Below are 24,266 nucleotides of genomic sequence, written 5' to 3'. Positions count from 1 at the left end.
ATTCGTGTCCAGTGTGAAGATGCACGCCGACGAGGTCGAGATCGACGAGTCGCTCGTCGGTCGGCTGGTTGCCGCGCAGTTCCCCCGGTGGACGGATCTGCCCATCACGAAGGTCCGCTCCGCCGGCACGGACAACGCCGTGTACCGCCCGGGTACCGACCTGGCCGTGCGTCTGCCGCGCAATCCCGGCTCCGCCGAGCAGATCGGCAAGGAGAACCGCTGGTTGCCGCACCTTGCTCCGCACCTGCCGCTGGCCGTGCCGGTGCCGATGGGCGAGGGCGTTCCCGGCGAGGGTTACGGGTTCGCGTGGTCGGTGTACCGCTGGCTCGACGGAGCGGATCTCTTCGACGAGCCGGTCGTCGAGCCGCACGGTGCCGCCGTCGAGCTGGGCCGCTTCGTCGCGGTCCTGCGGCGGATCGACGCCACCGACGCGCCACCGTCCTTCCGGGGAGGGCCGGTGGGTGCGCGCGACGACGACGTCCGCGCCGCGATCCGGGACCTGGCGGCGGACGGCGGGGTGGACGCGGACGCCGCGACCGCCGCGTGGGAGGGGGTCCTCCGGCTCCCGCAGTGGCAGGGTGCGCCCGTCTGGTTGCACGGCGACCTCCTGCCGGGAGACCTGCTGGGTCGAGAGGGCCGACTCAGTGCCGTCATCGACTTCGGAGGGGTGGGCGTGGGCGACCCCGCGTGCGACAAGATGGCCGTCCGGACGCTCCTGTCCGCCGGGACCCGTGACCTGTTCCGCGAGTCGGCCGACGTGGATGACGCGACCTGCGGCCACCGACACGTCCACCCCTGCCGCCTCACCGGGTCGGCCGTCATCACCACGGTCCGCAAGGCGTTCGCGGCAACGCCATCGCCCCGGCACCACGCTGACCGAGACGGTGCGCGAATGGAGCGACAGCTCCAGGAGCCGAGTGGCGGCGACCGCTCCTCCTCCCAGGTGACCGGCACGGTCCTCCGGGGCGACGGCGGCAGCCGGGCCCGGGCCTGCGGCGAGCTGCCGCGGCGTCAGCAGGAGCCGGGGCGGCGGGTCCTGCGAAGGACTGGTCGGGCGACGGTCTCCTTTGCGGAGGGCGGCCCGAGGGTGAAGGGGTTCGAGTGTGAACCGTACGGTGCTCGACCGCGCCGGGTGCTCGAGGGATGGACGAATGGGAGGCTGGACCGGTGATGGCCCTGATCGAGCCGGCGACGGCCGCGGACGCTCCGCTCCTCGCCCAGGTGCTGTTGGCGGCCTGGCTGGAGACCTACCCGAACGAGGCCGCCGGGATCGACGAGGCGTGGATCCGGGAACAGCGCGGGGACGTGGTCTCGGCGGAGAGGGTGGCCCGGTGGCGTGAGGTGGTCGAGCGGTCCGTCCGGGCGCCGGGTGAGCTGCCACCGCCGGTGTTCTGCCGGGTGGTCCGCGTGGAGGGGCAGATCGTCGGTCTCCTGTGCGGCCACCGGGACGAGCGGGACGCCGAGGCGGTCACGCTCGGCCCGATGTACCTGCTGGCCCGGGCCCAGGGCCGCGGGATCGGTCGCCGCCTGCTGGAGCAGTTCCTGGACTGGGCGGGGGAGGCGCGGATCCGGCTCTGGGTGACGGCCTACAACGACCAGGCCGTGCGGTTCTACACTCGGCAGGGCTTCCGGCCCACCGGTGAGGAGATGCAGTGGCAGGGACGGCTGCCGAACCTGCGGATGGAACGGCCATCCGGCGTTGTCCCCCTGGACGGGGAGTGGCCCTGAGCATGATGTCCGAAATCCGCCGGACGGGGTCCGCCGCAGGCGGCACAGTGGAGAGCGCACCGAAAGAGATCAGCGCAGGAGAGAGGCACCACCGATGACCGTCCACACCACGATCGACAGCCCGCTGGGCGACCTGCTGCTGGTCGGCGAGGAGTCCGCGACGGCTGCCGGCGGTCTGGCCCTGTCGTCCGTCTCGATGACCGGCCAGAAGGGGGCGGTGGTCGTCCAGGACGGCTGGCGGCACGAACCGGCCGCCTTCGCGGCGGTGGAGCGCCAGCTGAGCGCGTACTTCGCGGGTGACCTGAAGGACTTCGAGGTCGAGATCACCACGCACGGGTCGGCCTTCCAGGAGCGGGTCTGGGCCGCGATCGACAGCATCCCCTACGGCTCCACGACCACCTACGGGCGGCTCGCCGAGCAGATCGGGGCCCCGCGCGCGGCCGTCCGCGCGGTGGGCGCGGCGATCGGCGCCAACCCGCTGCTCATCCTGCGCCCCTGCCACCGCGTGATCGGCGCGAACGGCTCGCTGACCGGCTACGCGGGCGGCCTGGAGCGCAAGGAGTACCTGCTGGCCCACGAGGGCGCCCTCCCGGCCACCCTCGGCTGAGCCGAGGGTGGGGAGCGGCTGGCGAGGGCGAGGACGGCGGGCTTCGGAGGGATCAGGCGGCGGCCTTCGCTCCGGACCCCGTCCCGTGGGCGCGGGTGAGGATCTCCAGGTAGTGGCCGTTCGGGTCGAGGAAGTACGTACCGCGGCCGCCTTCACGGTGGTTGATCTCTCCACGCCCCTCCAGCGTCGGCTGGGCGTAGTAGGTGATCTCGGCCTTCTGGATCCGGGCGAAGATCACGTCGAACTCCTCCTCGGACACCAGGAACGCGTAGTGCTGCGGCGTGATCGGCTGCTGGCTGTCGGCGAAGTCGAGGGTGACGCCGTTGCCGGTGGCGACCGGGAGGAACGGTCCCGTGGGGGCGCCGACCTCCAGTCCCAGCGTGCTGGCCAGGAACTCGGCGGAAGCCCGCTTGTCACGGGACAGGACGATGGTGTGGTTCAGCTCGATGGACACCTGGACTGCCTCCCTGAGCTCGGCGCGGGCACCTCGGCCGCCCCACCCGGGTGGTGACACGGTTGGGCGCCCCACAGGCGAGCCTAGGCGCATCCGTACCGCCTGTCAGCGGAACGCTGGTTCGTGCGCGGTCGGCCGGTTGTCGCGGAGCGCTCCGCGACAACCGACCAATCGACTACGGTCTGTTCACCCGCTCCGGCCGACCGAGGGCCGGCCTACCACCAGTCGGTGCAGGTGATGGCCTGGTCCAGAGTCAGACCGCAGGCCCGGAACCGGTGGTTGGGGTCGGAGCTGGTGGCCTTGGAGGGGGAGGTCTTCGACGAGTTGTCGCCGTGGTCGACCGCGAACGGACCGCACTGCAACCAGGTGTGACCACCGTCGCGGGTCCAGTCCATCCAGACGCTCTCGCCGGACCGGGTCGAGCCCTCGATCTTGGCGAAGCCGCGACCGCCCGCGAGCCGCAAGGAGATGGTGTCCGCGTCGTGGGTGACCGACCGCTCGACGGTGCCGCTCGCGTTGTCGGGGACGTCGACGAATCCGTTGGCGCCGCCGGCGCAGTCCGAGGCGGAGGCCGTGGCCGGGCCGGCCGGGCCCACGATCAGCAGGCCGGCGCCGAGGGCGAGGGCGGCCGAGGCGACGGCTGCGGTTCGGAACCTGAACATGTTTCTCTCCTGATGGTGGGGGTTGTCGCGGGGGCGGCCGGGCCACCCCGCGGGGAGGGAGCGGAGAAGGTAGGGGGAGGGACGCGGCGTCAGGTGCAGCTGGGGACGTTGTCCAGCCAGGCCGGTCCCTGGACGTAGATGTTGCTCAACCAGGCGTTGTAGTCCGGCAGGTAGGACCACGCGTCGTTGGTGACGCCCTCGGCGGTCACGCTCTCCGCGTGTTCCTGGCAGCTGACCCGGACGGTGGTCGGCCCGCCGAAGGCGTAGGCCTGCGGGCTCGTGGTGGATGCCTGGCTGTGCGTCCAGACGCCCTCGCCCCAGGTCTGGAAGGTCGGGCCGGTCACCGGGCCGGGGTTGATCCGGACCGCGCCGTAGTAGTCGCCGTCCAGCCGGGCGTCGCTGACCATGACGTGCGTGCCCGACTGGCGGGCCTCCACCACCTTTCCGGCGCCGAGGTAGACGGCGATGTGATGGAGGTTGTCGGAGGTGCCGTAGACCAGCAGGTCACCCGGGAGCAGCGGGCCGCTGCCCTGGGCGGCGGTGAACCGCTGGTCGGCGTGGACGGTGTGGAACTGCTGGCCGGCGTCCCCGTTCAGGAAGTCCTGCCCGGTGGCCCGGGCGTAGACGTAGCGGACCAGGCCGGAGCAGTCGAAGCCGAGGCGCGAGGGGTCGTCGTTGCTAGCCGGGTCGGTCGGGTCCACCTGACCGTAGGTCGGGCCGGGGCCGGCCCGTGGCCGCCGCCCCAGCTGTACCAGACCCCGATCTGCTGGCAGGCCGCCCGCACCGCGCTCTCGGCCGCGGCCGAAGCGCCCGGGGCGAGGACGTCGCAGGTGTCGTCGGCGGGGGCGCCGACGGCTGCCGGTCTGACCGTCAGCGGGCCGATGGCCGGGGCGGCGCGGGCGGCGGTCGCGGTGAACGGTAGGGCGGCCAGCGCCAGCAGGCCGAGGACGGTGCCGGCCGTCCTGGCGTGGTGGCGCCGGTCGGCCCGGAGGGGTTCGCCGGTCCGGTGGCGTCCGTTGATCCGGAGGTTCATGGTGCTGCTCCACTTCGTCGGGTTCGTCGGGTTCGTCAGCGGACATCCGGCAGGCCGGGGACCGGCTGCGGGCAGCACGGATCAGCGGCCTGAACAGGCGTCAACAGGCGTCAGGGAGGGGCTCGGCGGCCGGACCGGGGCGGTCGGCGGGACCGTGGGCGGTCGGTCCGGCCGCCGGTGGTTCGAGAGTGGCCGGTGCTGCCCGGTGGTGTCCAGGGGACGCCCGTCGCCCAATCGGCCGGGAAACGGGAAACACCTGGGGAAACAGCGATGAGCTGCGGAAACGCTGCGGAAACCCTGGGGCCGGCGCTACCCGCAGAGCGAGCGGTACGGCTGTTCGGGGAGCAGTTTGGCCCACCGGTCGGGCCCGCCGGCCAGCTCCCGGCAGATCCCGTTCTGCCGATCCTGGGTCCCGAAGGTCCACAGCCGCACGGTGCCGTCGCTCCCACTGCTGGCCAGTGTTCCGCCGTCCGGACCGAAGCTGACGGACCACACGGCGCCGCCGTGTCCGGTGAGTGTGGTGGTGAGTTCGTGGCTGATGGTGTCCCAGGTGCGGACGGTGCCGTCGTTGCCGGCGCTGGCCAGGGTTCGCCCGTCGGGGGCGAAGGCGACGCCCCGCACGGCCCCGGTGTGACCGGTGAGCGTGGCGATCGGGCGCCGACCGCTCACATCCCAGAGTCGGACCGTCAGATCATCACTCCCCGAGGCGATGGTCCGGCCGTCCGGGCTGCAGGCCACCGCGAGCACCTCGTCGGTGTGGCCGGTGAGGGTGCTGAGCAGGGCGTGGCTGGCGGTGTCCCAGACCCGGACCGTCCGGTCGGCGCCACCGGAGACCACGGTCCGGCCGTCCGGGCTGTAGGCGACCGTGCGAACCACGCCGCCATGGCCGGAGAGCGTCACGGTCGGCTGGCGATCCGCCACGTCCCAGAGCCGGACCGTGCCGTCGGAGCTACCGGAGACGACCGTGCGACCGTCCGGGCTGAACGCCACCGCCTTCACCGAGCCGCCGTGCCCGGTCAGCGTGGCCTCCAACCGGCGATCGGCCACCGTCCACAGCTTCAGCGTGCCGTCCGAGCTGGCGGTGGCCAGCAGGGTGCCGTCGGGGCTGAACGCCACCGCGTTGACCGGTCCGGTGTGGCCCAGCAACCGCCCGGCGAAGGGCTGGGCCTGGGTGCTGAGCAGCGCGCTGCGAGCCTCGGCGGTCGGCGCCGTCCGGTAGGCCTCGTCGGCGAGCAGCATCGAGGCCTCGGGCCGGCCGGCGGCGAGCGCGGCGGACTCGGCCGCCATGGCCCTGGACTGCGCGATCCGCCGCTCGGCGAAGGCCGCCGCCCGCTGTTGGTGGGCCAGGCCGCCGGCGGCGACCGCCAGCACCAGCAGCGCGGCCAGGGTGACCAGCAGCTGCCGGTCGCGCCGGACCTGCCGGCGCGCGGTGCGCCGGCGTTGGTACTCCTGGTCGTGACTGGCGGTCAGGAAGGCGGCCTCGCGCGGCGCGAGGGCGGTGAACCGGCTCGGATCCTGGATCCACTCACGGGCGGCGGCCAGCCGGGCGCCCTGGTACAACAGCGCCGGATCGCGCCGCTCGCGCTCCCACTCGGCGGCCGCCTCGGTGAACTGCTGGCGGACCAGGAGACCGGCGCGGTCGGCGTGCAGCCAGCCGCGCAGCCGTGGCCAGGCCCGGAGCAGCGCCTCGTGCGTGATCGAGACCGTCTCGCTGTCCACGGTGAGCAGCCGCGCCCGGACGAAGGCGTCCAGCACGGCGGCGGGGGAGGGCCGGGAGCAGGTCGCGGCGCCGGCCGGGACGGCGGCGTCGGGCACCAGGGCGGAGCGGTAGGGCGGGGCCGGCTTCGGCAGCTGCTGCAACAGCTGTTCGCGGCCGACCGGGCGGCGGGTCTCCTCGCTGTCTTCGCTGACGTGCACCAGCCGCAGCAGCAGGTGCCGGGCGGTCTGCTGTTCGGTGGGGGAGAGCCGGGTGAAGACGTTCTCGGCGGTGGCGGCGATGGCGCCGTGGATCCCGCCGGTCCGCAGATAGCCGGCGACGGTCAGGGCCCGGCCCTCGCGCTGCTGCCAGGTCGCCAGCAGGGTGTGCGAGAGCAGGGGCAGCACGCCGGTCGGGCCGGGGCCGGAGTGCGGCTCGGGCAGGCCCGGGTCGGCTACGGCGTCGTGGGCCGGCAGGCCCAGATCGCGGAGCAGGACCTCGACCAGCCCGGGTTCCAGCAGCAGACCGGCCTTCGTGGTCGGTCGGGTGATCGACTCGCGGAGTTCGGCGCCGGTCATCGGGCCGAGCGCGAGCAGGCCGTGGGTGAAGACCGGGACCAGTTCGGGATGTTCCAGGCAGCGACCGCAGAAGTCGGCGCGGACTCCGAGCACCACCACCGGCGGCGCGGTGGCGGTGCGGTCCGCGCTGCCCGGGACGGCGGACTCGGGCGTACGGGCGGAGCCGGCCGGCACCGGCCCGGCGACCGGCGGCACCGGCCCGGTCTGGTGCGGGATCCCTGCTACGGTGCCGGCCGTCGCGCCGGTGGGCCGGCCGCCGCGCGCGGCCTCGACCAGCTCGGTCAGGCCCGCGTCGGCCAGCGCGGCGGAGTCGGCGGCGGAGAGCGCGGAGCCGTCCGGCCCGACGGGTGCGGCCAGCAGGCAGAGCACCCGGACGAAGGTTCGTCGCTCCTCCTCGTCCGCGCAGAGGGTGAAGGCCTCCTCGAACTGGTCGACGACCAGGAGCAGCTCCTCGGCCGGCCCGACCCCGCCGAGGGCCCGGCGCAGTTCGGTCAGCGGGTGCGCGGTCGGCGTGCGGACCACCGCTCGGCGCCGGCCGAGCCCGCCCCGGGCGGCGGACCCGGCCCGGTCGAGCGCCGGCAGCAACCCCGCGTTGAGCAGTGAGGACTTCCCGGCCCCCGAGGGCGCGACCAGGGCCAGCGGCCCCCGCCCGGCCCGCTCGCCCAGGCGGTCGAGCAGCGCGCCGAGCGCGCCGTCGCGTCCGGCGAACCAGGCCGCCTCGTGCGGCCGGAAGGCGGCCAGCCCCGGGAACGGGCAGGGCACGTCCGGCTCGGGCGGCAGCCGCGGCACCTCGCGCGCCGGCACCACACGCGGGGCCACCGGCCGCTCGGCGATCCGCAGCAATGTCCCGTCGGCCCGCAGTACCTGGTCGCAGCGCCGGGCCAGATCGGACCCGGCGGGCTTGCCACCGTTCTCGATCTTGCTCAGGTATCCCTTGCTGTAGTGGACCAGCCGGGAGAGATCGGTGAGCGAGAGGCCGCGCAAGGTCCGCAGCCGACGGAGCGCGGCGCCGAACTCCTCTGTTTCGGGGGCCGATCCGGCCACCGGCGGATCCCCGTCCACGCGCACCCCCGTGACAGTACGTCAGCCCCGCCCAGGGCCGCCCCGATCAGTCGTCGACAGGTTACCGGCTGTGACGAAAGGCCGGCGCCACGGTCACCGGAGTGGGTGACGGCGGCGTGCGGCCGAGGGCTTCCGGTGGCAGGGCCGCCCGGCCCGTACAGTTGTAGCGCACAACCGAGAGCTAGGAGCAGCCGTGACCGGCCGAGACGCGTCGATCGAGATCATCCAGCGTGAGCTGACCGCCTTCGCCCGGCGAGCCCGGCACAAGGCCTCCCAGTTGCACCCCGACCTCTCGCTGGTCACCTACAGCATGCTCGACCTGATGTACGAGCGCGGCGGCTGCCGGGCGGCCGACCTGGCCTCCTACTTCATGCTTGACAAGTCGACGGTCAGCCGTCAGGTCGGTTCGCTGGAGAAGCTCGGCCTGCTGCGCCGGGAGACCGACCCCGAGGACCACCGCGGCCAGATCCTGCGACCCACCGAGGCCGGCCTGGCCCTGCTGCGGGACGCCTACCAGCAGCGCCGGCAGTCCTTCACCGAGCGCTTCACCGAGTGGTCGGACGAGGACGTCGCCCGGCTCGCCGAGTACCTGGTCCGCTACGGCCAAGCGGACTGACGCCGCCTCGACCCGCCGGCCCGGCGGCACCGAGCCCGGGAACGACCGCGGGGCCCGGCTCGCACGACGGCGAACCGGGCCCCGAGTGGCGACCGGTGGCCCGTGGCCGGGCGGACCCGCAGGCCCGCCGGACAGGCCGGCACACGGTTTCCCGATCGACGGAGGGAGTCGACGGCCCCGCTGGACGGTCCCGATCAGTGGACCGGATCCAGCGGGCCGGCCGACCGGCCCTCGCCGGCGGATCCCTGGGGGGCGGATCCGCCGGTCAGACCTGCTCGGCAGGCCTGGTCATCGGCCTACGCCAGCGCTTGACGCGGTGGCTCAGTAGGCGTGGTGGATCTGCCAGAAGGCCCACGCGTCGTTCGGGCTGCCGTAGGTGGTGTTCATGTACTGCAGCGCCCAGCGCATCTGGGTGGCCGGGTTGGTCTGCCAGTCGGCGCCGGCCGAGGCCATCTTGCTGCCGGGCAGCGCCTGCGGCAGGCCGTAGGCACCCGAGGACGGGTTGGTCGCGGTGACGTTCCAGCCGCTCTCGTGGGTGATGATCTGGTCGAACGAGGCCAGCTGGTCGGCCGGAACGATGGTCGCGGCCAGCGCCTGCAGGCTGGCCGGGGTGTTCGCGGCCGGGGCGGCGACCGGGACGGCGGTGACCTGGCCACCGGCCGGCGCGTTGGCGACCGTCGTCGACTGGCCGGTGCCCTGGGTGCTGGCGGCCGGGGCGGTGGACGGCTGCGGAGCGGGCTTGGCGGCGGCCGGGGCCTGCTGCTGCGCGCCGGAGGTCGGCAGGCTGCCGGTCAGGGTCAGCTTCTGGCCGGGGAAGAGCACGTCCGGACCCTTGGTCAGCACGGACTTGTTCAGGGCGTACAGCTTCTGCCAGCCACCCTGGACGTTGTGCGCGGTGGCGATCTTCGACAGCCAGTCGCCGCTGACCACGGTGTACTGCGCGGAGGCCGACCCGGCGGACGGAGAGGAAGGCGCGGTCTGCGCGGTGGCGCCACCCGCGGCGGCGACGGTGATACCGGCACCGGCACCGGCCACCACGGCGGCCGCGACGACGCGCTTGAGGGTGTTGCGGCTGGGCAGGGTGGGACGGCCGTTGAAGGACATCATGAAGCGTGGTTCCTCTCCCACGCCTGCGAGGTGAGCTGTCGGATTCGGGCTGGAGTTGCCCGGCCGCGCGAAAGGCGCGACTTCACCCCTAGCCCCGCCCGGATCAACTCCGGGTGAGGCGACTTACCTTGGGTCCCCCGCCCCTGCCGTGGTGCTCTGCGCGTGCCCGTTCCGTCCGGCGGCAGGATTCGGCGTTCCGGGAAACGGGGTTCGTATGGGAACGAACGAGAAGCACCGTATGTGGGCCGGGGGTGATTGTACAACTTGTGTGACCTGTATCACGTTTAAGCCCGCCATCGAACGGTCGGACGCCGGCTCAGTCGCCGAGGATCAGCCGCTCCAACGCCGCGCGGGCCCGGGCGTCCGACCGGGCCCGCGCCGTCACGGCCGCCGCCAGCTCGCGGGCCCACTCGTCGAGCGGCACCGGCCGCCGTGACAGCACCACGCCCCGGACCACCCGGCACACCTCACCCGCCGGCCGTCCGTGCGCCACGCTGAGAATCAGCCGCTGGTCCTCCATCGAGACCTCGATCCGCTCGATCCGCCCGGGCCGGCCGGCCACCCGGTCGCCCATGCTGCGCTTGCGCTCGACCGCCACCGCGTCGGCCGGCAGCGCGTCCGCGAGCGCGCCGGTCAGCACCTGGGTGTAGACCTCCAGGTCGGCGGCGTCCCGGCGGAGGGCGGCCGCGAGCAGGTCGATCGAGCCCGGGTCCTCCGGAGCCGGTTCGAGCTCGCCGTGGTCGGTCATGTCGCTCCTCGATGCGATCGCTTGACGATCGGTTGACGGTTCGTCCGGCACACGGCGGGCAGGTCCCGCCGCGCCACCGGCAGGGCTGCCACAACAGGCCGCCCCGCCGGTCCAGCAGCCTACGGCGTCAGCCGTCCAGGCTCAGCACCATGGTGGGCCGCTCGATCTCGTGGTCGGCGCGGAGCGGCCGCACCGCCGTCCCGATCGCGAAGAACTCGGTGGTGTGCCCGCCCCAGCGGTGGTTGTGGGCGTTCAGCTGGACACCGACGATGCCCTCCGCGTGCAGCTCCTCCGCCTCCGCCTGCATCCGCGCCATCGCCAGCTCACGGGCGTCGTAGAGCGCCTGGGTGTACTGCTCGATCTCCACGTTCTTGCCGATGTTGGAGAAGACCGAGCCCATCTTCTGGTGCGCGATGTGGTAGACGCAGGTGCCCATGGTCATGCCGAGCGGCGCGTAGCCGGCCCGGATCAGCGTCCAGAAGTCCTGGCCGGACAGGTCGGAGGTGAACGGCAGGCCCTTGTTGTTGCGCCAGCTGGTGCCGCCGGGCGCGGGCTGGTCCGCCTTGACGGCGGTGCCGATCGCGATGAACTCCGCGATGTCCGAGCCGAACTCCCGGGCCTCCACGCTCAGCCGGACCCCGACGATGCCGTCCGCACCCAGCTGGGCGGCCTCGGCCTCCATCCGGGTCATCGCCAGCTCCCGCGCGTGGTACATCGCCTGGCTGAGCGTCTCCAGTTCCTGGTTCTTGCCCCAGCGCCCGAGCTGGATCCCGACGTGGTAGATCGAGCTGCCCAGGACCAGGCCGATCGGCTGGAACCCGGCCTCCCGGACCAGCAGGAACTCGTTGACCGACAGGTCGCTGGTGAAGATCGAGCCGGGCTTGCCGGGCTCCAGCTCGGCCAGCCGCCGCATCGCGTCGGCGGGCACACCCTGCGCGGTGGGATCGAAGGTGCTCATGTGGGTCGTTCTCCCCTGACTGTGCTGATGGCGGACGGCCTGACGACGGGCCGGACGAGGCGGGTACCGGCGCCGGGCCGGAGCTGGACTAGCGGTGGGCGGCCTGGGCGAGGCGGCGCCGCAGCCGGTCGCCGCCGCTCAGCGGCATGACCGTGAGCGTCCGCGGCTCGGCCGGCCGGGTGGCGAACCGAGCGATCGCGGTGCCGACCAGGGTGCTCTCCGCGATGTGGTCCGTCTGCTCGTTGTTCTGCGAGCTGCGGATGCAGGGTTCCTCCCACACCCGCAGATCGCTGTCGGCCAGGATCACGCCGTCGCCGCCGTGCCGCACGCCCTGGTGGTGCAGCTGGGCGCGGGCGTCGGCCCGGACGTGGTGGATCAGGGCGGTCCAGCCGTCGATCTCCTGGTTGGACCAGGAGAAGTTCTGCCGTCGGGTCAGGTAGTCGTCGTGGCGCACCCCGATCGACATCCCGACCAGCAGGTCCACCGGCACCCAGCCGGCCGCGATCAGCTTGGCGAAGCCCTGGCCGTCCAGGTGCGAGGTGAACGGGCGGCGCGGCCGCACCGGGCCGATCGCCCGCACCGCGGTACCGATCACCTTGAACTCCAGGCAGTTCGGCGCGGCCGGGAAGGGAGCCATCGTCAGCTGCGCCGCCACCACGCCGTCGCCGCCCAGAGCCGCGCACTCGGTGGTCATCCGGCCCAGCGCGGTGCGCCGCGCCGAGTCCATCACCTGGACCAGCCCGGCGGAGGGCGCGCCGTTGCCCGACAGGGCGATTCCGGCGGTGCCGTATCCGCCGCCGAGGCGACCCGCGCCGGCGTAGAGGCAGGAGTGGTAGCCCCAGTACCGGCCGCTGCGGCCGACGTGGTAGACCGCCGACCCCATCACCTGGCCGACCGGTTCGAACCCGACCGACCTGATCGCGGCGAACTCGCCCGTCGACAGCGCCGACGACCACGTCCCGCTGGCCCGCCCCTCGGCGACCCGCGCCGCGGCGGTGGGTGGCAGCCCCGCCCCGCTCCACGACTCCGTCATGCGTCCACACCCGTTCCTGTCCGGCCGGTCCGGCGTTCCTGGCGGAGGCCCCCCGGTGAGGTCCGACAAGGCACCCTATGCGGTAGCTCCGGCCGGGCGCAGCCGACCGGACCGGACAGCCGCCGAACCAGGACAGAACCGTAACGCCCCACCTCACCGGGTGTGCGGGAGGGGGCGCACCGATCAGCCCGTCCGCCAACCCCGCGGATCGACGCCGCCGGGCACCGCCTCGCCCGGTCCGCGCGGCTCGCGGGTCCGCACGGAGCTGCCGATCCCCGGGCAGCCGACCGCCCCCTCGGCGGTCCGCACCACCTGCGGGGTCCGGCCCGGGTAGGAGCCGTCCGGCGACCGTCCGGCTCGGATCGGAACCGCGAGGCGCGGGCCGGGTCGCAGCCGGCGGTCAGCTCCTCGCCGTCCACGGCGACGGGCCGGCGCGTCTCGGCGAGGGTGGGCTCGGCGAACACCTCCTCGTCGCCGGCGGGGAGGAAGGCGGCCCGGATCATCACCCCGGTGCCGGTGGGCGGTTCGGAACGCGGCACGTCCGCTCCGCCAGGGGCCGGGCGTCCCGGTGGCCAGCCCGGCGGTGTGGCTGAGCAGCTGGTGGACGGTCAGCTCGCGGACCCCGGCCGGAACGTGGGCCTCGGCCCGGGCCGAGTCGGCGGTCGCGGGGCCCGTGGGAGGGGCTGGCGAGCGGCGTGGTTATGCTTCCGCCAACCGCGAACGGGCGGTCGAACCACGAGGGGGCGCACGTGCAGCAGTCCGAGAACGAACGCGACATGACGGGACTTCAGACCGACCGCCCGCATCCCGCCCGGATCTACGACTACTGGCTCGGCGGCAAGGACAACTTCCCGCCGGACCGGGCCGCCGCCGAGCACGCCATCGGCGCGGCCGCCGACATCCCGGCCGCTGCCCGGGAGAACCGCGCCTTCCTGCGGCGCGCGGTGCGGATGTGCGCGCAGGCGGGCATCCGCCAGTTCGTCGACGTCGGCGCGGGGCTGCCCTCGCCGGGCAACGTCCACGAGGCGGCCCACGCGGTGGCGCCGGACGCCCGGGTGGTCTACGTCGACAACGACCCGATCGTGCTGACCCACGGCCGGGCGCTGCTCGCCGACAACCGCACCACCACGGTCCTGACCGGCGACATCCGCGAGCTGGACGAACTCTTCGAACGCCCCGAGCTGCGTGCTCTGGTGGACTTCGGCCAGCCGGTGGCGGTCCTGCTGCTCGCGGTCCTGCACTTCGTCAGCGACGAGGAGGCCCGGGCAGCGGTCGAGCACGTCCGCAGCCGGGTCGCCCCCGGCAGCTACCTGTTGCTCTCGCACAGCACCCACGAGGGCAGCCCCGAGCGGGCCGCGGAGGTCGTCAAGACCTGGGACAACACGGCCTCCGGCATCCGACTGCGCGGCCGGGCGGAGGTGACCCGGTTCCTGGACGGCTGGGAGATCCAGGAGCCGGGCGTCGACTTCGTTCCGCTCTGGCGTCCGGAGGGCCCGACCGAGGGCACCACCCGCTGGATGTACGCGGGAGTCGGCCGCAAGCTCTGAGCGGGGCCCGACTCAGCGCAGCACGGTCAGCGAGTGGCAGGTCCAGGAGAGGCCCCCGGGGTGCGCCGGATCCGGGCGCGGGTGGTAAGTGCCGTCGCTGACCGATATGTTGATGATCAGGTAGGCGCTGAACGAGGCGCCGACCCCGCGCTGGTCGGCGAAGACCGGCGCGCCGTTGACGTACCAGGTGACGGCGTGCGCGCCGAGCACGACGGTGAGGTCGATCGTCGCGCCCGGCCGCGGGGTCGGGGCCGGTCGGGGGCGGGGAGGTCGACCCGGTGTCGGGAGGCGGCTCGGGTTGGGTGCCGGGCGCGACTGAGCCGGTCAGCCGGGACAGCCATGACGAGATATCAGACCGCCAGGCCATGACAGCCTCCGGGATGGGGCAGGGGTGATCGGCGCGTCATTCACGCTCCGTACGAGCCTCTTGCCCTCCGTGTCCACGGCTATGCGAACGGTCTGCCGCCCGGCAGCGGATGCCGGGTCGACCGGTCTCGGCTTAGCCTGTGAGGGCCGCTCGGCCAACTGGAGGCGTCATGTTCCAGATCGTGTGGATCCTCATCATCGGCCTGATCCTCGGCGTGCTGGCCCGAATGCTGCTCCGCGGCAAGCAGCCGATCCCGCTCTGGCTCACCATCGTGCTCGGTGCCGTGGGCGCGCTGCTGGGCAACGCCGTGTCGGGTTGGATCGGGGTGCGCCACACCTCCGGCATCGACTGGATCCGGCACCTGCTGCAGATCGGTTTCGCGGTCGTCCTGGTCGGCCTGGTCAGCCCGATGTGGATGAAGCGGAGGGTCAGACGGTAGCGATCGGCACCGGTCCGGCCGCGCCCGGCGAGGGGCGCGACCGGACCGGTGCGCTGCTCAGCGGAGCAGGCCGGTGCCCCCGCCCGCCTTGACGGCCTCCACCGCGTGCTGGTGCAGCGCCCGGGCGGTGTTCTCGTCAGCGGCCGGCAGCGGACTGCCCTCCAGGGTGTGCCAGTCGAGCGCGCCGGTGTACTGGACGGTCAGCACGGCCTCGGAGCCGGTCCAGGTGGTGTGCACGGTGAGGTCGCCGGTCATCACGCCGACCTCCACGGTCCGTACTCCGCCCGGCCCGGAGTTCAGGTGCTTGGTGGTCCAGGCGGCCCAGCAGGTCGGCTCCTCGGCTCCGGCCGGACGGCCCGGGCCGCCTGTTGTGCTCCTGGTCGGGCTCCCGGTGTTCTCGATGCTGCTGTCGCTGCTGCCCATGTCGGCCTCCGGTCGCTGTCGGTCGCTGTCGGCACGGTCCGGGCGGTGTCGCCCGGACCCCGGTGTGGTACCGCCTACCCCTGTGGGCGGCGCTGAGACCCCGGCGCGGCGGGGGAGTCACCGGCCGCGGCCGGCGTGGGGAACGGCCGGCGAGGGGGCGCGGCCTCGTCCTGCCGGTGCGCTCCGGCGGCCGGGCCGGTGGTCACGGCGGTGGTGGTCCAGTCGGGGTGGTGTGGCATCGGCGGCGTCCGGCTCCCGTACAGCCAGGCGGTCAGGAAGCCGTGCAGGTCCTGCCCGGAGACCTCGCTGGCGGTGTCGACGTAGTCCCGGGTGGAGGCGCTGGAGTTGCGGTAGCGCCGCAGGAAGGTCCGCTCGATCCGGTCGAAGACGCCGGGGCCGACCTGCTCGCGCAGCGCGTAGAGGACCAGCACACCGCCCAGGTAGCGCTGGTCGTCGAAGAGGTCGGCCTGGCCGGGGGCGGCCACCGGGCCGGAGTCGTGCCGCCACTGGTCGCCGCGCGCGTAGGTGTCCCGCATCCGGGCGTCCAGTGTGGTGAGGCCGAGCGAGTCGGGCCAGCCGCGCTCGTAGCGGTAGAGCAGGCCGTAGAAGTCGGCGTGGCCCTCGTTCAGCCAGAGGTCGGCCCAGGTGCGCGGACTGACGCTGTCGCCGAACCAGGAGTGCACCAGCTCGTGCATCATGTGCGCGCCGATCAGCCGCTCCGGCTGCTCGAGGAAGTCCGGCTTGTAGAGGGTGAGGGTCTGGGTCTCCAGGCCGGTGAAGCCGAAGGCCCTGGGATCGTCGCTGTTGACCGGCAGCAGCCCGTAGGTCTCCAGCGGGAACGGGCCGAGCCGCTGCTCGATCCAGGACAGCTGGCCGGTGGTGAGGGCGAGGGCGGGGGCGAGCCCCGCGGCCCGGGCGGTCGGCACGGCGTCGCGCAGCGGCAGCCCGTCCGGGCCCGGGTGGTTGATCACGGTGAGCGAGCCGACCGCGGCCTGGACCAGCTCGGGGGCGATCGGGTCGCGGGAGACGAAGGTGCGGGTGACGAGGCCGTCGTGGCGCAGCTCGCCGGTCGGCGAGCCGTTGGCGACGGCGCCGGTGCCCTCCGGAGTGGTGAGATGGATGGTGAAGGCGGCCTTCTCGGCGGGCAGGTCGTCGCAGGGGAAGACGGTGTGGGCGCTCGCGGGCTGGGGGGCCAGCGCGAAGCCGTCGGGGGTGGGCACCCAGCCGGTGTGCGGGAGGGGCCTGCGCGGGTCGGCGGTGTAGGTGATCCGGACGGTCAGCACGGCCCCGGCCGCGATCGGGCGGGTCGGGACGATCGTCAGCTTCTCGTCGTGCGGGGTGAAGGCGGCGGGCCGGCCGTCGACCCGGACCTGGTGCACGTCCAGGCCCAGGCAGTCGAGTTCGAAGCGGGTGAGGCGCTGGGTGCTGCGCGCGGTCAGCGTGACGGTGGCGTCGACCGTACGGGGGCCGGGGTGGTAGTCGAGGTCCAGGTCGTAGCCGAGCGCGTGGTAGCCGAGGTTACCGAGAGTGGGGAAGACCGGGTCGCGGTGGGAGGCCGGTGGGGGCGCCGGGGCGGCGGTGGCGGTGCTGGCCACCAGGGCCAGTACGAGCGCCGCGGCGGGGGCGAGCAGGGGGCTGACCGGCATCGGCATCGCTTCCGTCCGTAGGGGATCCGTGACGCATGGTAGCGGCGGTGCGGCGTGCGCCGGGGTGTGCGCGGGCATGGGCGCGCCGCGCCTCGTGAGGGGTGGGACGGGGTATCGCCCCGTCCCGGGCGGGGGCGGCGCCGGGCCGTCCGGGTGATCGCCGCTCTGCTAGATTGGTCTACACCACTTAGAGGATGCTTCGGAGACGGGGATCGGCATGGAAGTTGTGATTGTTCCGGACGCGGCGGCCGGCGGCGAGCTGATCGCCTCGGCGATCGCGCACCTGCTCACCGGCAAGCCCGACGCGCTCCTCGGAGTGGCCACCGGCTCGACCCCGCTGCCGATCTACCAGGCCCTCGCGACCAAGGTCCGGCAGGGCGCCGTGGACGTCTCGCGGGCCCGGGTCTGCCAGCTCGACGAGTACGTCGGACTCCCGGCCGGGCACCCCGAGTCCTACCGCTCGGTCGTGCTGCGCGAGGTGATAGCCCCGCTCGGCCTGAGCGAGGACGCCTTCCTCGGCCCGGACGGCGGCGCGGCCGACATCGCCGCCGCCTGTGCCGCCTACGACCGCGCGCTGGCCGAGGCCGGCGGCGTGGACCTGCAGCTGCTGGGCATCGGCACCGACGGGCACATCGGCTTCAACGAGCCCTGCTCCTCGCTCGCCTCCCGGACCCGGATCAAGACGCTGACCCAGCAGACCCGGGAGGACAACGCCCGGTTCTTCGACAGCCTGGACGAGGTCCCGCACCACGTGATCACCCAGGGCATCGGCACCATCCTGGAGGCCCGCCACCTGGTGCTGCTGGCCACCGGTGAGGCCAAGGCCGAGGCGGTCGCGCTCTCCGTCGAGGGCCCGCTCTCGGCGCTGGTGCCGGCCTCAGCCCTGCAACTGCACCCGCACGCGACCGTGGTGGTGGACGAGGCGGCGGCCTCCGAGCTCAAGCTCGCCGACTACTTCCGCGCCACCTACGCGGCCAAGCCCGCCTGGCAGCGCCTGTAGGAACCCCACACGACAGCGGTGGCCGGGCCCCGGGGCGGCGCGCGGCCGCCGTCGTCTCCCCGCCCGCCGCCGGGGACGGCCGTCAGTGCAGGTCGTCGCGCAGCGCGGTGATCCGGTCGACGGCGGCGGAGAAGCCGGTCTGGTCGAGCTCTCCGGCGCTCAGCGCGTCGGCCAGCGCGTCGGTGGCCTGCTCGCCCTCGCCGGGGTCCTGTGCCGAGCAGAGCAGCAGGTCCATCCCGGCGGACGCGGCGTCGACCGCGCGCTGGCCGGTGTCGCCGAAGGCCCGCAGCGCGCCGGCCTCCAGCGCGTCGGTGACGGTGACGCCGTCGTAGCCGAGCCGGCCGCGCAGCTCGCTCTGCACCACGGCGGGGGAGAGGCCCGCCGGCCGGGTGGCGTCCAGTGCCGGGTAGACCGCCCAGGAGAGCATGACCAGCTTCACCCCGGCGCCGATCGCGGCCGGGTAGGGCGCCTCGTCGGTGCCGCGCAGCCGCTGTAGGGACTCCGCCAGGGTGACCGGGCCGGCGTCGGTGTTCTGTCCGGTGGGCGCGGTCCCCAGCCCGGGGAAGTGCTTGGCGGTCGCGGCCACCCCGGCCTGCTGCTGGGCGGCGATGAAGGCGCTGCCCAGGGTGGCGACGCTGGCGGGGCTCTGGGCGTAGGAGCGCTGGTTGTGGTCGATGAAGTTGCCGGGCTGGTCGTAGACGTCCAGCACGGGCGCGAGATTGACGTTCAGCCCGAAGCCGGTCAGGTTCTGCCCGGCGCCGGTCCCGGCCTGCGCCGCCGCCGCGGCGGCGGCCGGCGCGGTCTGGCCGATCTGGCGCTCGGACAACTCCGGGGCGCCGGGCAGGCGCCGGATCAGGCCGCCCTCCTGGTCGGTCATCAGCAGCAGCGGCGAGTGCACCGGACTCTGCTGCTGGGCCTGCCGCAGCGTCTGGACGGCCGCCCGGAACTGGTCCGGGTCGTGGTAGTTGGCGCCGAAGAAGATCACCCCGGCGGCCTGGCCGGCCCGGATGTCCTGGAGCAGTGACTGCGGTGGGGTGAGGCCCGAGTAGGAGTAGACGACCCGCTGGCCCGCGAGTTGCCGCGGGGTCAGACCGGCCGTGGTCGTGCCCGGCGCGCCCGCCGACGGGTCGCTCGCCGAGGGCCCCGCGCTCGGCGAGGAGGCCGCGAACGGGGACGCGGGGGCGGTCGGCGGCCGGCCGGCGCGCGACTGGACAGGCCCGCGCTGGGCCGACGACTCCTGCACCGACGCGTAGGCGGTGAGCAGCAGCACGCAGCAGCCGACCATCCAGCGGGCGGGCGAGGACAAGGTCGTTCTCCTGTGGTTCACAGTGCCCGGGACGGCTCCGGCCTGGTGGTCGGTTCCGGCACCCGGGCCGGGCGGCCCAGCCTACGCGGCCTCCTCCCACACCCGCGCGACGTCTTCGGGCGGACGGATGCCCCTCCGATCGGTGCTGACGTGCCGTCCGCGCCGATCGGATGCTCGGCCGAACGGGTGACGCACCCGCCGATCAGGCCCGCTGGGTGACCGCCACGCAGAGCAGCACCGCCACCGCCGTCAGTGGTGTCGCGGCGCCCAGCCGCTCGCCCAGCAGCGCCGCCGACCACAGCAGGGTCAGCAGCGGCTGGGCGAGCTGCAGCTGGCTGGCCCGGGCCACCCCGACCTCGGCCATCCCCCGGTACCAGACCATCAGCCCGATGAACTGCGAGACCAGTGCCAGGTAGAGCAGCCCCAGCACGGCCTGCCCGGTGGGATGGACCGGCTCAACGAGGGCGGCCAGCACGGCCGCCGGCGCGGTCAGCGGCAGCGCGCCGACCAGCGCCCAGCCGATCACCTGCCACCCGGGCAGCACCAGGGCCAGCCGCCCGCCCGCCACGTAGCCGGCCGCGCAGACCAGTAGCGAGGCGAAGAGCAGCAGGTCCCCGGTGGTCGGCCGTCCCTGGCTCTGCGCCAGCGCGAAGACGACCACCGCCGCCGTCCCGGTCAGCGCCGCGAGCCAGAAGGCACGCGAGTGCCGGGTCCGGGTGGCCACCGCGGCCAGCGCCGCGGTGGCCAGTGGCAGGGCGCCGATCACGACGGCGGCGTGCGAGGTCTGGGTGGTCCGCAGCGCGAGCGTGGTCAGCAGCGGGAATCCGACGACGACGCCGAGCCCGACCGCGGCGAGTGCCGGCCAGTGCCGGCGCTCGGGCGGTGGCACCCGTGCGGCCAGCAGGCAGCCGCCGGCCGTACCGGCTGCGAGCACCGCGCGCAGGGTGACCGTGCTCCACGGCCCGAACCCGCCGAGCGCCCAGTGCGTGGCGGGGAAGGTGAACGAGAAGATCGCCACCCCGAGCGCGGCGAGCGACGTCCCGCGCACGGGACGGCTGGGCCGGGCCTGAACCGCTATCCCAAGCTCCGCTGTAACGCTATCTTTGATTCTCATGAACGACGGTATCAGTGCGCAGAGTCTGGCGAAACTGCTCCGTGGCGAGGTGAAGCGCTTCTCGCCTGGCGAGCGACTGCCGTCCAGTCGCGCGCTGGTCGAGCGGTTCCGCTCCAGTCCGGTCACGGTCTCCCGCGCGCTGGCCGTGCTGGCCGCCGAGGGGCTGGTGGTCACCCGGCCCGGCGCCGGCACCTACCGCGCGCAGGGGCCGGCCGTCCCCGCCGCCACCGTCCGTCCCGCCGACACCTCCTGGCAGCAGATCGCGCTCAGCGCCGAGGGCACCGGCGACGCGGCCCCGCGCACCGTCGACGCCTCCGGCGTGCTCGCCACCCTGACCGCCCCGCCACCCGGCGTGATCGCGCTCAACGGGGGTTACCTGCACCCCACGCTCCAGCCGGAGCAGGCCCTCGGCGCCGCGCTCGCCCGTGCCGCCCGCCGCCCCGGCGCCTGGGACCGGCCGCCGATGGCCGGGCTCACCCCGCTGCGCGCCTGGTTCGCCCGGGAGGTCGGCGGCACGGTCGGCACGGCGAACGTGCTGATCACCGCGGGCGGCCAGGCCGCGCTCACCACCGCGTTGCACGCCCTCGCGGCACCCGGCGCACCGGTCCTGCTGGAGGCGCCCAGCTACCCCGGCGCGCTGGCGGTGGCCCGCGCGGCCGGGCTGCGCCCGATCCCGGTGCCGGTGGACGCCGACGGCGTGCGCCCCGAGCTGCTCGCCGAGGCCTTCGCGGCCACCGGCGCCCGGGTCTTCTTCTGCCAGCCGCTCTTCCAGAACCCGACCGGCACGGTGCTCGGCGCCGAGCGGCGTCGCCAGGTGGTCGGGATCGCCCGGGCGGCCGGCGCGTTCGTCGTCGAGGACGACTTCGCCCGCCGCCTGGCGCACGGCGGCCCGTTGCCACCGCCGCTGGTCGCCGAGGACCAGGACGGCACCGTCGTGCACGTCACCTCGCTCACCAAACCCACCTCGCCGAGCCTGCGGGTGGGCGCGCTGATCGCCCGTGGTCCGGTACTGGAACGGCTGCGCGCGATCCAGGTGGTGGACAGCTTCTTCGTGCCGCGCCCGCTCCAGGAGGCCGCGCTCGAACTCGTCGGCGCGCCCGCCTGGCCGCGCCACCTGCGCGCGGTCGCGGCCGGCCTGCGCGAGCGCAGCGCCGCGCTGCTGGCCGCCCTCCGGCGCGAACTGCCGTACGCGGAACCGGAGTACGTCCCCGGCGGCGGCTACCACCTGTGGCTGCGGCTGCCGTTCGGCACCGACGAGACCGCGCTGACGGCCGCCGCGCTGAGCCAGGGCGTGGCGGTCGCGCCGGGCCGCCCGTACTTCGTGGCCGAGGCCCCGGCGCCGCATCTGCGACTGAGTTTCGCCGACACCGCCAACGTCGACGAAGTCAGCGAGGGTGTCCGGCGGTTGGCCGCGGCCGGTGCTTCGATCGGCCTGGGCTGACCATGCCGGCCGGGAGCCGGAGCCGTACCCCGGAAATTCTCATCTAGGCCCCGGTGGCCCACAGGTTGGAGGCGGCGCCGGCCCGTCAGTCACCGGGGGTTACTGGCGGGTTGGCCCTGCGAGGGCGTGAGCTGGCAGCTCGGTTCGGAGCGGGTCGCGCGTCGGCTGCTGGTGGGAACCGGGAGTGACGCGGTGTCAATCCCGCCATAGGCCGTAAAAGCCCTCTACCGCAGCATTACCGTCCATGCGCCGTGCCTTGTCGGCCCGCAACCGGCTCCGCTACCTTCGTCTCCCCGGACCCATGCCCCATCGGGTGGGGTACCGGCCCCCACAATGTCATGCCCATGATCTGTCACTCTCCGTGCGGAACGGCGTAACCCGTCCGTTCCTTCGGCGTGGGCATGGTCTGCACGTGCGCGATTCCCTGTCCCCGGGCCGGCACGTCCATCGGCGACCCCACACGGGTGTTGACCCAGTGCCGCCCCCACTCCCTTGGGAGGGCTGTCAGTTGCACACCGCCAACCGTTCCGCGCCGCGACGGAGCCTGCGCAGAACAGCGCTTTCCGTCGCGTCGGTGGGCGCCCTGATCACCGGTGGCCTGGCGGCCGCCGCGCCGGCCATGGCCGGCACCCCCGCCGTCACGGCGCTCCCGGCCGACGTGCACCAGGTCTGCTCGGCCCCGCACCCCGGTGAGATGTCCTGCCTGGCGCTGAAGCGCACCGACATCCACCCGCACCTCGCCTCGGCCTCTCCGAACGCCACGGTGTCCGGCTTCGGCCCGAGCGACCTGCAGTCCGCCTACAACCTGGCCTCGGCCGCCGCCGCGAACGGCGGGGGCGAGACGGTGGCCGTCGTGGACGCCTACGACGACCCCAACGCCGAGAGCGACCTGGCCGTCTACCGCAGCCAGTACGGCCTGCCGGCCTGCACCACCGCCAACGGCTGCTTCACCAAGGTCAACGAGAACGGCCAGGCCAGCCCGCTGCCCTCGCCGGCGCCGTCGAGCGACGACTGGACGGGGGAGGAGTCCCTCGACGTCGACATGGTTTCGGCGATCTGCCCCAACTGCCACATCGCGCTGGTCGAGGCGAGCTCCGAGAGCAACGACGACCTGGGCACCGCGGTGAACGCGGCGGTCAACCTGGGCGCCAAGTTCGTCTCCAACAGCTACGGCGGTTCCGAGGCGTCGAACGACACCACCTACGACAGCGAGTACTACGACCACCCGGGCGTCGCCGTCACCGCCTCCTCCGGTGACAGCGGCTACGGCGTCGAGTACCCGGCCGCGTCCCAGTACGTGACCGCGGTCGGCGGCACCTCGCTCTCCACCGCCTCCAACGCGCGCGGCTGGACCGAGTCCGTGTGGAGCACCTCCTCCACCGAGGGCGCCGGCTCCGGCTGCTCGGCCGACGACCCGAAGCCGTCCTGGCAGAAGGACACCGGCTGCAGCATGCGCACCGTCGCCGACACCGCCGCGGTCGCCGACCCGGCCACCGGCGTCGCCGTCTACGACACGTACAACAGCAACGGTGGCTGGAACGTCTACGGCGGCACCTCGGTGGCCTCGCCGATCATCGCCTCGGTCTACGCGCTGGGCGGCACCCCGGCGGCCGGCTCCACCCCGGCCTCCGACATCTACGCCCACACCTCGGCCCTGAACGACGTGACCACGGGCTCGACCGCGACCTGCTCGCCGTCGTACCTGTGCACCGCCGGTCCCGGCTACGACGGCCCGACCGGTTGGGGCACCCCCAACGGCATCACCGCGTTCTCCAGCGGCTCGTCCACCGGCAACACGGTGTCGGTGACCAACCCGGGCAACCAGAGCGGCACGGTCGGTACGGCCGCGTCGTTGCAGATCAGTGGTACTGACTCGGCTTCGGGTCAGACGTTGAGCTACTCCGCGACGGGTCTGCCGACGGGTCTGTCGATCTCGTCGAGTGGTCTGATCTCGGGTACTCCGAGTGCCGCGGGCAGCTACAGCGTCACGGTGACGGCGAAGGACAGCACCGGTGCCACCGGCTCCGCCAGCTTCAGCTGGACCATCGCCGGCTCCGGTGGCGGCTGCACCTCCGCCCAACTGCTCGGCAACCCCGGCTTCGAGACCGGTACCGCCGCGCCCTGGACGGCGACCGCCGGCGTCATCAACAACGACGTGATCGACGAGCCCTCCCACTCCGGTAACTGGGACGCCTGGCTGGACGGCTACGGCGCCTCGCACACCGACACCCTGTCGCAGGCCGTCACCGTCCCGACCGGCTGCGTCAACGCCCGGCTCTCCTACTGGCTGCACGTCGACACCGACAAGACCACCAGCCAGGCGCAGGACACCCTCAAGGTCGAGGTGATCAGCGGCTCCACCACGACCACCCTGGCCACCTACTCCAACCTGAACGCGAACAACGGGTACACCCAGTACTCGGTCAACCTCGCGCCCTACATCGGCAAGAGCATCACGGTGAAGTTCGTCGGCACCGAGAACAGCTCGCCCGAGCAGACCAGCTTCGTGCTGGACGACACCGCCCTCAACGTCTCCTGACGCCACGTCGGAAGACATGACCGTGGGGGGGGGGGGGGGGGGGGGGGGGGGGGGGGGGGGGGGGGGGGGGGGTGGTGGTGGTGGGGGGGGGGTGGGGGATGGGGGGGCGGCCGCGGCGAGAGATGCGGAGGGGGGAGGGAAAAGCGGGGGGCAAGAGGCGTC

Annotated in this window: 23 protein-coding genes and 1 riboswitch; of the genes, 9 read left to right on the top strand and 14 right to left on the bottom strand. The window is 73.7% G+C overall.

The annotated features are described in order from the left end of the window. Positions 1-4 precede the first annotated feature (4 nt). From ACZ38L_RS15460 to ACZ38L_RS15450, 3 genes are all read left to right on the top strand, one after another. The gene (locus tag ACZ38L_RS15460; protein ID WP_465693101.1) at positions 5-1,171 is read left to right on the top strand and encodes an aminoglycoside phosphotransferase family protein; all 1,167 of its coding nucleotides are present in this window, start codon (positions 5-7) and stop codon (positions 1,169-1,171) included. After that, positions 1,171-1,728 (top strand): GNAT family N-acetyltransferase, encoded by a 558-nt coding sequence (locus ACZ38L_RS15455; RefSeq protein WP_465693196.1) that lies wholly within the window; start codon positions 1,171-1,173, stop codon positions 1,726-1,728. The genes ACZ38L_RS15460 and ACZ38L_RS15455 overlap by 1 nt, the downstream gene beginning before the upstream one ends. A 94-nt stretch (positions 1,729-1,822) precedes the next feature. Next, positions 1,823-2,335, top strand: coding sequence for a methylated-DNA--[protein]-cysteine S-methyltransferase (locus tag ACZ38L_RS15450; protein ID WP_465693099.1), 513 nt, complete (start codon positions 1,823-1,825; stop codon positions 2,333-2,335). A 52-nt stretch (positions 2,336-2,387) separates the two neighbouring features. On the opposite strand, the gene ACZ38L_RS15445 is transcribed toward ACZ38L_RS15450, so the two are convergent. The 5 genes from ACZ38L_RS15445 to ACZ38L_RS15425 all read right to left on the bottom strand — a co-directional run bounded on the left by ACZ38L_RS15445 (position 2,388) and on the right by ACZ38L_RS15425 (position 7,826). Beyond that, positions 2,388-2,789, bottom strand: coding sequence for a VOC family protein (locus ACZ38L_RS15445; protein WP_465693097.1), 402 nt, complete (start codon positions 2,787-2,789; stop codon positions 2,388-2,390). A 215-nt stretch (positions 2,790-3,004) separates the two neighbouring features. Then, positions 3,005-3,451, bottom strand: coding sequence for a hypothetical protein (locus tag ACZ38L_RS15440; RefSeq protein WP_465693095.1), 447 nt, complete (start codon positions 3,449-3,451; stop codon positions 3,005-3,007). Between the two features lie 89 nt (positions 3,452-3,540). Beyond that, positions 3,541-4,152 carry a C40 family peptidase gene (locus ACZ38L_RS15435; protein WP_465693093.1) on the bottom strand — a complete coding sequence of 204 codons (612 nt, stop codon included), beginning with the start codon at positions 4,150-4,152 and terminating at the stop codon, positions 3,541-3,543. After that, positions 4,044-4,484 carry a hypothetical protein gene (locus tag ACZ38L_RS15430; protein WP_465693091.1) on the bottom strand — a complete coding sequence of 147 codons (441 nt, stop codon included), beginning with the start codon at positions 4,482-4,484 and terminating at the stop codon, positions 4,044-4,046. Before ACZ38L_RS15430 ends, ACZ38L_RS15435 begins: the two co-directional genes overlap by 109 nt. Before the next feature lie 309 nt (positions 4,485-4,793). Continuing rightward, positions 4,794-7,826, bottom strand: a complete 3,033-nt coding sequence (locus ACZ38L_RS15425) for an NACHT and WD repeat domain-containing protein (protein ID WP_465693089.1) — start codon at positions 7,824-7,826, stop codon at positions 4,794-4,796. Between the two features lie 187 nt (positions 7,827-8,013). On the opposite strand from ACZ38L_RS15425, the gene ACZ38L_RS15420 reads away from it, so the two are divergent. Beyond that, positions 8,014-8,436, top strand: a complete 423-nt coding sequence (locus ACZ38L_RS15420; protein ID WP_465693087.1) for a MarR family winged helix-turn-helix transcriptional regulator — start codon at positions 8,014-8,016, stop codon at positions 8,434-8,436. Between the two features lie 321 nt (positions 8,437-8,757). Here ACZ38L_RS15420 and ACZ38L_RS15415 read toward each other — a convergent pair whose 3' ends face one another. The 4 genes from ACZ38L_RS15415 to ACZ38L_RS15400 form a co-directional block, all read right to left on the bottom strand. Further along, on the bottom strand, positions 8,758-9,543 hold the full coding sequence (locus tag ACZ38L_RS15415) for a LysM peptidoglycan-binding domain-containing protein (RefSeq protein ID WP_465693085.1): 786 nt from the start codon (positions 9,541-9,543) through the stop codon (positions 8,758-8,760). Positions 9,544-9,548: 5 nt separating this feature from the next. Next, positions 9,549-9,674, bottom strand: a riboswitch (cyclic di-AMP (ydaO/yuaA leader). A 185-nt stretch (positions 9,675-9,859) separates the two neighbouring features. Further along, positions 9,860-10,291 (bottom strand): hypothetical protein, encoded by a 432-nt coding sequence (locus ACZ38L_RS15410; RefSeq protein ID WP_465693083.1) that lies wholly within the window; start codon positions 10,289-10,291, stop codon positions 9,860-9,862. Between the two features lie 127 nt (positions 10,292-10,418). Continuing rightward, a complete protein-coding gene (locus tag ACZ38L_RS15405) occupies positions 10,419-11,249 on the bottom strand; it encodes a heavy metal-binding domain-containing protein (RefSeq protein ID WP_465693081.1) in 831 nt (276 codons plus the stop codon). Between the two features lie 88 nt (positions 11,250-11,337). Further along, complete coding sequence (locus ACZ38L_RS15400) at positions 11,338-12,282, bottom strand: heavy metal-binding domain-containing protein (protein WP_465693079.1); 945 nt, start codon at positions 12,280-12,282, stop codon at positions 11,338-11,340. Positions 12,283-13,031: 749 nt separating this feature from the next. Here ACZ38L_RS15400 and ACZ38L_RS15395 point away from each other — a divergent pair. Next, positions 13,032-13,829: an SAM-dependent methyltransferase gene (locus tag ACZ38L_RS15395; protein ID WP_465693077.1), complete on the top strand. Its 798-nt coding sequence runs from the start codon at positions 13,032-13,034 to the stop codon at positions 13,827-13,829. 12 nt (positions 13,830-13,841) lie between these two features. On the opposite strand, the gene ACZ38L_RS15390 is transcribed toward ACZ38L_RS15395, so the two are convergent. After that, the gene (locus ACZ38L_RS15390; protein WP_465693074.1) at positions 13,842-14,039 is read right to left on the bottom strand and encodes a hypothetical protein; all 198 of its coding nucleotides are present in this window, start codon (positions 14,037-14,039) and stop codon (positions 13,842-13,844) included. Between the two features lie 326 nt (positions 14,040-14,365). Here ACZ38L_RS15390 and ACZ38L_RS15385 point away from each other — a divergent pair, with 326 nt between their 5' ends. Beyond that, positions 14,366-14,635 (top strand): GlsB/YeaQ/YmgE family stress response membrane protein, encoded by a 270-nt coding sequence (locus tag ACZ38L_RS15385; protein ID WP_465693072.1) that lies wholly within the window; start codon positions 14,366-14,368, stop codon positions 14,633-14,635. 57 nt (positions 14,636-14,692) lie between these two features. Here ACZ38L_RS15385 and ACZ38L_RS15380 read toward each other — a convergent pair whose 3' ends face one another. Together ACZ38L_RS15380 and ACZ38L_RS15375 are read right to left on the bottom strand one after the other, a co-directional pair. Further along, the gene (locus tag ACZ38L_RS15380) at positions 14,693-15,058 is read right to left on the bottom strand and encodes a hypothetical protein (RefSeq protein ID WP_465693069.1); all 366 of its coding nucleotides are present in this window, start codon (positions 15,056-15,058) and stop codon (positions 14,693-14,695) included. 74 nt (positions 15,059-15,132) lie between these two features. Next, positions 15,133-16,710, bottom strand: coding sequence for a M1 family metallopeptidase (locus tag ACZ38L_RS15375; RefSeq protein WP_465693067.1), 1,578 nt, complete (start codon positions 16,708-16,710; stop codon positions 15,133-15,135). A 211-nt stretch (positions 16,711-16,921) separates the two neighbouring features. On the opposite strand from ACZ38L_RS15375, the gene nagB reads away from it, so the two are divergent. Beyond that, on the top strand, positions 16,922-17,704 hold the full coding sequence (gene nagB / locus ACZ38L_RS15370; RefSeq protein ID WP_465693064.1) for a glucosamine-6-phosphate deaminase: 783 nt from the start codon (positions 16,922-16,924) through the stop codon (positions 17,702-17,704). Between the two features lie 82 nt (positions 17,705-17,786). Here the strand turns inward: nagB and ACZ38L_RS15365 are convergent, their stop codons facing one another. Further along, positions 17,787-19,010 (bottom strand): glycoside hydrolase family 3 N-terminal domain-containing protein, encoded by a 1,224-nt coding sequence (locus ACZ38L_RS15365; protein ID WP_465693062.1) that lies wholly within the window; start codon positions 19,008-19,010, stop codon positions 17,787-17,789. A gap of 202 nt (positions 19,011-19,212) precedes the next feature. Then, complete coding sequence (locus ACZ38L_RS15360; RefSeq protein ID WP_465693060.1) at positions 19,213-20,124, bottom strand: DMT family transporter; 912 nt, start codon at positions 20,122-20,124, stop codon at positions 19,213-19,215. Here ACZ38L_RS15360 and ACZ38L_RS15355 point away from each other — a divergent pair. Further along, positions 20,123-21,565 carry an aminotransferase-like domain-containing protein gene (locus ACZ38L_RS15355; RefSeq protein WP_465693058.1) on the top strand — a complete coding sequence of 481 codons (1,443 nt, stop codon included), beginning with the start codon at positions 20,123-20,125 and terminating at the stop codon, positions 21,563-21,565. The genes ACZ38L_RS15360 and ACZ38L_RS15355 overlap by 2 nt on opposite strands. Positions 21,566-22,139: 574 nt before the next feature. Further along, complete coding sequence (locus tag ACZ38L_RS15350; protein ID WP_465693056.1) at positions 22,140-24,104, top strand: S53 family peptidase; 1,965 nt, start codon at positions 22,140-22,142, stop codon at positions 24,102-24,104. The last annotated feature ends 162 nt before the right edge of the window (positions 24,105-24,266 follow it).

The organism is Kitasatospora sp. NPDC024654, from assembly GCF_055559155.1.
The sequence above is the reverse complement of the archived record's forward strand: the minus strand, read 5'-3'. Positions and strand labels throughout refer to the sequence as shown.

Excerpts from the sequence above, each read along its gene's own strand:
- ACZ38L_RS15455 (WP_465693196.1), top strand. The coding sequence starts at position 1,171 with ATGGCCCTGATCGAGCCGGCGACGGCCGCGGACGCTCCGCTCCTCGCC.
- ACZ38L_RS15450 (WP_465693099.1), top strand. The coding sequence starts at position 1,823 with ATGACCGTCCACACCACGATCGACAGCCCGCTGGGCGACCTGCTGCTG.
- ACZ38L_RS15440 (WP_465693095.1), bottom strand. The coding sequence starts at position 3,451 with ATGTTCAGGTTCCGAACCGCAGCCGTCGCCTCGGCCGCCCTCGCCCTC.
- ACZ38L_RS15430 (WP_465693091.1), bottom strand. The coding sequence starts at position 4,484 with ATGAACCTCCGGATCAACGGACGCCACCGGACCGGCGAACCCCTCCGG.
- ACZ38L_RS15415 (WP_465693085.1), bottom strand. The coding sequence starts at position 9,543 with ATGATGTCCTTCAACGGCCGTCCCACCCTGCCCAGCCGCAACACCCTC.
- ACZ38L_RS15410 (WP_465693083.1), bottom strand. The coding sequence starts at position 10,291 with ATGACCGACCACGGCGAGCTCGAACCGGCTCCGGAGGACCCGGGCTCG.
- ACZ38L_RS15405 (WP_465693081.1), bottom strand. The coding sequence starts at position 11,249 with ATGAGCACCTTCGATCCCACCGCGCAGGGTGTGCCCGCCGACGCGATG.
- ACZ38L_RS15400 (WP_465693079.1), bottom strand. The coding sequence starts at position 12,282 with ATGACGGAGTCGTGGAGCGGGGCGGGGCTGCCACCCACCGCCGCGGCG.
- ACZ38L_RS15385 (WP_465693072.1), top strand. The coding sequence starts at position 14,366 with ATGTTCCAGATCGTGTGGATCCTCATCATCGGCCTGATCCTCGGCGTG.
- ACZ38L_RS15380 (WP_465693069.1), bottom strand. The coding sequence starts at position 15,058 with ATGGGCAGCAGCGACAGCAGCATCGAGAACACCGGGAGCCCGACCAGG.
- ACZ38L_RS15375 (WP_465693067.1), bottom strand. The coding sequence starts at position 16,710 with ATGCCGATGCCGGTCAGCCCCCTGCTCGCCCCCGCCGCGGCGCTCGTA.
- nagB (WP_465693064.1), top strand. The coding sequence starts at position 16,922 with ATGGAAGTTGTGATTGTTCCGGACGCGGCGGCCGGCGGCGAGCTGATC.
- ACZ38L_RS15355 (WP_465693058.1), top strand. The coding sequence starts at position 20,123 with ATGAACGACGGTATCAGTGCGCAGAGTCTGGCGAAACTGCTCCGTGGC.
- ACZ38L_RS15360 (WP_465693060.1), bottom strand. The coding sequence starts at position 20,124 with ATGAGAATCAAAGATAGCGTTACAGCGGAGCTTGGGATAGCGGTTCAG.